Source organism: Spiroplasma endosymbiont of Megaselia nigra (assembly GCF_003987485.1).
Lineage (GTDB): Bacteria > Bacillota_I > Bacilli_A > Mycoplasmatales > Mycoplasmataceae > Spiroplasma.
Genome location: NZ_RCOO01000069.1, coordinates 1 through 6,047 on the forward strand (window position 1 = coordinate 1; position 6,047 = coordinate 6,047).

Below are 6,047 nucleotides of genomic sequence, written 5' to 3' on the forward strand. Positions count from 1 at the left end.
TAAGATACTGCCCTTTCTCTGAATCAATTAATAATTTTGGTTTTACAAATAAAAAAACCATTTTAGTAAATGGTTTAATTTATTATTCTTATTCAATTTCTGAGTTTTTTTCAAAACCCCAATTTTTTACATGCGACCAATAAATAACTATTTGTTATTGATTGCTTATTATTTGATTTATTATGTTATCTATTATTTTTTATGGTGGGCTAGATTGCTGACTATTTTTTGATTCTATATTGGGTTTGAAAGGAGTAAAAATACTTAATAAGGTCCATAAATATTATTTACAATTTTTATTATATGCTTATAGATTTTTCTAACAATAGTTTCATTTTTAATTATAAAAATATCAACTTTTTTCCTAATTTGTTTTTAGTTGGTAAATAATTTGTTAATTTTAACTTGCATTTTAAAAGTAAACTTTATATTATTATTTTAACAACTTTAAAAAGCAATTTTGGATGTTACGGTAATTAGGTGTGAATCCTAGGCTGTCCCAGCAACTGTAAAGTGGATGAAAGCTAACATCATTCCATTGAGAAAATATTTCTTGAGAAGGAATAGTGAGTAAAGTGAAACTAAGCCAGTAGACCGATCTAAAAAAACATTGGTAAAATATCAATGCTGCACTTATAGTTATTATCTCTGGGGTTAGATGATTAATTATTTATTAGTGAAAACTATTAAATAATAATTTGAAAGACGTCAAAAAGCGTTTTTTAGTTGTTAATTTAAATCAGTAATCCTATCAAAAGGTATTATTTAAAAGATAATAAATAATAAAATTAATTAATAATTAAGTTTAATAGCATTTGATTTAAAATGGTTTTATTTTTGCTATTGTCTTAAATTATTAATTAAAATAATCGTAGAAATTAAACATCATTTATGTGGATATGCAACAATATTCTTTTTCTTGTTGCTTAAATATCCTTACTTTTTAAATAAAAATAGCATTGATAGGTATTTATTGGTAATTAAATTAAGCGGAAAAGAGAGGAATAAAAAAATGACACCACATATTAATGCTAAAAAAGAAGAAATTGCAAAAGTTGTTTTAATGCCGGGAGACCCATTACGGGCAAAAACCGTTGCTGAGAAATATTTAACAAATTTAAAATTAGTAAATGAAGTTCGAAATATGTTAATGTATACTGGCAAATATAAAAACATTGAGGTAACAATTGCTGGAAGTGGAATGGGTTGTCCAAGTATTGGAATTTATTCATACGAATTATTTAAGTTTTATGATGTTGATTATATTATTAGAATTGGTTCAGCTGGAAGTTATAATCCAAATATTAAAGTTTATGATATCTTTAATGTTCGTGAAGCATTTGGCGAAAGTAATTATGCAAAAATTGCAGCTAATATTGATAGTAATTTAATTGCTGCAAGTGAAAAATTATTTAATGAAATTGAAACTGTAGCACAAGCAAAAGAAATTAAAACTCACACGGGAATTGCTCATGCAGCAGATGTTTTTTATCGTTATGATGATTCATTAGACTTTGCTCATACTCATAAGTTAGATGTTGTTGAAATGGAATCATATGCTTTGTTTACTAATGCAATTGTTACGCAAAAACATGCAGCAACATTATTAACAGTTTCTGACCATCTTGTAACTAAAGAAGTTACTACAGCATTGGAACGCCAAAATAATTTTATGACAATGGTTGAATTAGCATTAGATACTGCTGTTCAATTAATGGGTTAAAAACGAAAGGAGCAATAAAATGAAAATTGCAGTCTTTGGAACCGTTGGAGCAGGAAAAACAAAAGTTAGTGAAGAATTATGTAAACAATTAAACTATAATTTATTTAAAGAACCATTAGAAGAAAATCCATATTTTAAAGATTTTTACCAAGATATGGAAGGATTTTCCTTTAAAATGCAAATTTATATGTTAACAACAAGAATTGAGCAATTTTTCAACATTGATAATTTAGAGGATACTGTTTTTGACCGCACAATTTTAGAAGACCCTGTTTTTGTGCGAGTTTCCCACTTATTAAAAATTATGAATGAAATTGATTTTAAAGTTTATAATCGTTTTTTTCAAAATGTTATTGTTCCAATTTTGAATAAAAAGTTAGGCTTTGATGTCATTATTTATTTAAAAGTTTCAACTGAAAAAGCGGTTGAACGAATTAAACAACGTGGGCGTCAATTAGAATTAGAAACCCCATATTATTACTGGGAAAAGTTAAATGAACAATATGAAATTTTATATCATGAATTAAAAAATGATTATCAATTTATTGTTATTGATGCTGACAGTGATGATTTTTCAGAAAAAATAAGCATTATTATGCAACATTTATTACCTCTTGATAATAAAGTTCCTTGTTTAATTTAAAAAATAATTATTATTAATATTTTAATTTAATAAGGAGGAAATTAAAATGAAAAGCACAAATAATAATATAGAAACAAAAAGTTTAAGTAATTTAAGAATTTTAGGACTAGATCCTATTATTTATAATAAAACTGGCCACCCGGGGATTGTATTAAGTGCAGCACCACTGATGCAAGCAATTTATTTAAATAATTTAATTGCTAATCCGGCAGTACCTGATTGAATTAATCGTGATCGTTTTGTATTATCTCCAGGACATGCTTCAACCTTACAATATGCGATTTTACATTTAGCTGGTTATAATTTAACAATTGATGATTTAAAAAATTATCGTCATATTAATTCAAAAACGCCAGCTCATCCAGAATATGGTGTTACTCCTGGAGTGGATAATTCTTCTGGTCCCCTAGGACAAGGAGTTGGCTATGGAGTTGGAATGGCATTAGCTGAACAACATTTAGCAGCTAAATTTAATAAACCAGATTATAAAATCATTGACCATTATACTTATGTTTTATGTAGCGATGGTGATTTGCAAGAAGGCGGAGCAATTGAAGCAATCCAATTAGCTGGGGTATGAAAATTAAATAAATTAATTATGTTATATGATTCAAATGATTGCCAATTAGATACAAAATGTGATGCTGTTTTAAAAATTGATTATCAACGTTTTTTTGAAGCACAAAATTGAAATTATATTCGAATTGAAAACGCAGATGAGGATCTACCAGCAATTCAAAAAGCAATTGAACAAGCGCAAAAATATGATAAACCAACATTAATTGAATGTAAAACAATTATTGGTTATGGGCATCCAAAACAAGGTTCACCTATGCATTCTTCACCATTTACTCCCGAGGAGATGGAACAAGTAAAAGCATTTTATGATTTTAATCATCCTCAATTTTATGTTGATAATGATGTTAAAAAACATTGACAAGACACTTTTGCTAAACGAGGAGCAACAAAATATGAAGAATGAAAGAAAAAAATAACTGCTTACAAAGCAACATTTCCAAAGGAATATGAAGAATTATTTGTAATTCCATCGGTTGATTTAAAAGCTTTTGAAGCTTTATTAACAACTGATAAAGATAAAAAAGCAGGAACACGAATTATTATGGGTGATGTGTTTAAATATTATCAACAAAAGTGTTTAAATAATATGTTTGGAGGTAGTGCTGATTTGGGAACTGCAACCAAAATTATTGGTTATAATGGTTCATGAACAACATCAACACCACAAAATAATAATGTTCATTTTGGAGTGCGTGAATTTGCTGCCGGAACAATTAGCATTGGTGTTGAATTACACCAAGGTTTGAAAGGATTTAATTCAACATTTTTAATTTTTGCTGACTATATGAAACCATGTATTCGAATGGCTTGTATTCAAAACTTACCCGTAATTTTTGCTTTTTCACATGATTCAATCGGTGTTGGTTTTGATGGAAAATCACATCAGCCAGTTGAACAATTAGCAATGCTACGAAATTGTCCGAATTTAAATGTGTTTCGTCCAGCGGATATTAAAGAAGCAATTGGGTGTTTGAAAGCAAGCGTAGAAGCAAAAAGTGCTCCATCAGCTTTAATCTTATCGCGACAAGATACCCCATATCAATTATCAGAAACATGTTGAGAACAAACGTTAAAAGGGGGATATATTGTTGTTGCTGAAGATGAGACAAAACCATTGGAGGCAATTATTATTGCAACAGGAACTGAAGTAGCACCAGCAATTGTTGCAGCTAAGACAATTAAGAAAAATATTCGTGTTGTATCAATGCCTTGTGTTGAATTATTTGAACAACAGTCAAAAGCGTATCGAGAAAAAATTGTACCAAAGAATATAACAAAAGTAATTGCAATTGAATTTTCAAATGATTATGTTTGATATAAATTTGTTGGTAAAACTGGCTTAATGTTAGGTGTTGATGATTATGGTTTATCGGGAAGTGCGGATGCTGTTATTAAGTATAAGCAATTAGATCAAACTTCTATTATTAATAGAATTACAGCATATTTAGGAGAATAATTATTACATTAGAAAAACTATTAGAGTATAAAACTTTTTATGTAATTCGAAATCATAATTATGTTGTTTCTCAACAAATTTGTGAACAGTTAATTAATTTAAAAGTTAAATGTTTAGAATTAACTTTCACAATTCCTAATGTTGCAGAATTAATTAGTTTTGTTCGTAACAAGTATCCAACAATTTTAGTTGGAGCAGGAACAGTTTTAACATTAGAACAAGCAATGCAAGCAGCAACAGCTGGAGCTCAATTTTTAGTAGGTCCAGTTTTTAACCAAGCAGTTAGTGAATATTGTCATCAAAATAATTTACTGTATATTCCGGGGGCAATGACACTACAAGAAGTTAATAATATTGTTAATGCTAAATGAGAAATTATTAAAATTTTCCCAGCAACAGCATTTAAATTAAATTTTATTCAAACAATTAAAACATTTTTTCCAACAAAAGTTTATATGGCTTCAGGAGGAATTAATTTAACAAATTACGAAGAAGCAAAAAACTTAGGATATGATTTAATTGCTGTCGGTGCTTTTATCACTGGTGATATTAATAGTACAGGTCTTGATATGGAAAAATTTAAAACATTTGAAACAATAATTAATCAATAAGGGAGAAAAAATAATATGAGAGATAATAAAAAAGTAATTTACAATGCGGGTAGTATGTTTACTGAGGCCCAATGAAACACAAGAAAACGTGAAGGAGATATGTTGCGTGAAATGTTTCCAGACTTTATTATTGGAAATCCAGTTGATTTTGAAACAAATCAAAAAGAACGTCCTACAAATAAAGCAATTTTTGAATTAGATTATGTTGGTTTAACTGAAGCAGATTATGTTATTTTAGAATTAGATGGTTGAGATTCAGGAACTCATATGGAATTTGGTTTAGTAGTTGAACAAGCAATTCATAATAAAAATAAATATTTATTCCCAATTATTTCTGACTTTCGTTTACATCAAGGAATTTTAAAAGGAGAATATCCTGGTTTTGGTTTAAACGAAATGATTACAGGAGCATTATATTATGAACCATTAAATAATGGTGATGTTCCTCAAATGACATTATGTAATTCGCATAAATTAGCTTGTGAAGCAATTAAAGCTATTGAAACGGGAAGAATTGAAGAGTATCGAAAAAAATATGATATTAAAGATATTTTTAAAGAAAGAGAAGATACTTTATATCATGGTTTTGATTGTTTTATTTAAATTAATTAATAAATTAATGAAGAGTTATATGATTTATAACTCTTTTTATTATGCTGTGAAATTAAAAGAAAAGAATTATAAAAAAATTATTGGATAGGCATCGTGTACGATGAAGCTCCAAAAAACAACTCTTGTTAAATAAAAAGGGTTGTTTTTTTATTTTTAAACCGATAATTATTAATTGATTCAGAGAAAGGACAGCATCTTAAATTCTTAAAATAGAAACTTTTTATCACAACTTTTTTTATTAACTTCAAGTTGTGTTACATATATTTATTAAATATCTTAGGAATTTTTACAAAGTATACCTGTTTTTCTCCCCTTAAGGTGTTGTCCTTTCTCTGTTTCAATTAATTAATTTGGCTAATAAATAAAAAAATAATATCAAAGAAAGGAATGGTAATGAAAATTAATAAGCAACAACAAATTTGC

At 27.7% G+C, this 6,047-nt stretch carries 5 protein-coding genes and 1 riboswitch; all 5 genes read left to right on the top strand.

Annotation, left to right across the window (positions count from 1 at the left end; translation table 4 throughout):
- Positions 1 to 445 precede the first annotated feature (445 nt).
- Positions 446 to 617: riboswitch (cobalamin riboswitch) on the top strand.
- Positions 618 to 1,012: 395 nt separating this feature from the next.
- Positions 1,013 to 1,723, top strand: coding sequence for a purine-nucleoside phosphorylase (gene deoD, locus D9R21_RS03985; protein WP_126821192.1), 711 nt, complete (start codon positions 1,013 to 1,015; stop codon positions 1,721 to 1,723).
- A 19-nt stretch (positions 1,724 to 1,742) separates the two neighbouring features.
- Positions 1,743 to 2,366 carry a deoxynucleoside kinase gene (locus D9R21_RS03990; protein WP_126821193.1) on the top strand — a complete coding sequence of 208 codons (624 nt, stop codon included), beginning with the start codon at positions 1,743 to 1,745 and terminating at the stop codon, positions 2,364 to 2,366.
- Positions 2,367 to 2,412: 46 nt separating this feature from the next.
- A complete protein-coding gene (gene tkt, locus D9R21_RS03995) occupies positions 2,413 to 4,401 on the top strand; it encodes a transketolase (RefSeq protein ID WP_126821194.1) in 1,989 nt (662 codons plus the stop codon).
- 77 nt (positions 4,402 to 4,478) lie between these two features.
- Positions 4,479 to 5,012 (top strand): bifunctional 4-hydroxy-2-oxoglutarate aldolase/2-dehydro-3-deoxy-phosphogluconate aldolase, encoded by a 534-nt coding sequence (locus D9R21_RS04000; RefSeq protein ID WP_241568738.1) that lies wholly within the window; start codon positions 4,479 to 4,481, stop codon positions 5,010 to 5,012.
- A 15-nt stretch (positions 5,013 to 5,027) separates the two neighbouring features.
- The gene (locus D9R21_RS04005) at positions 5,028 to 5,615 is read left to right on the top strand and encodes a nucleoside 2-deoxyribosyltransferase (protein WP_126821196.1); all 588 of its coding nucleotides are present in this window, start codon (positions 5,028 to 5,030) and stop codon (positions 5,613 to 5,615) included.
- The last annotated feature ends 432 nt before the right edge of the window (positions 5,616 to 6,047 follow it).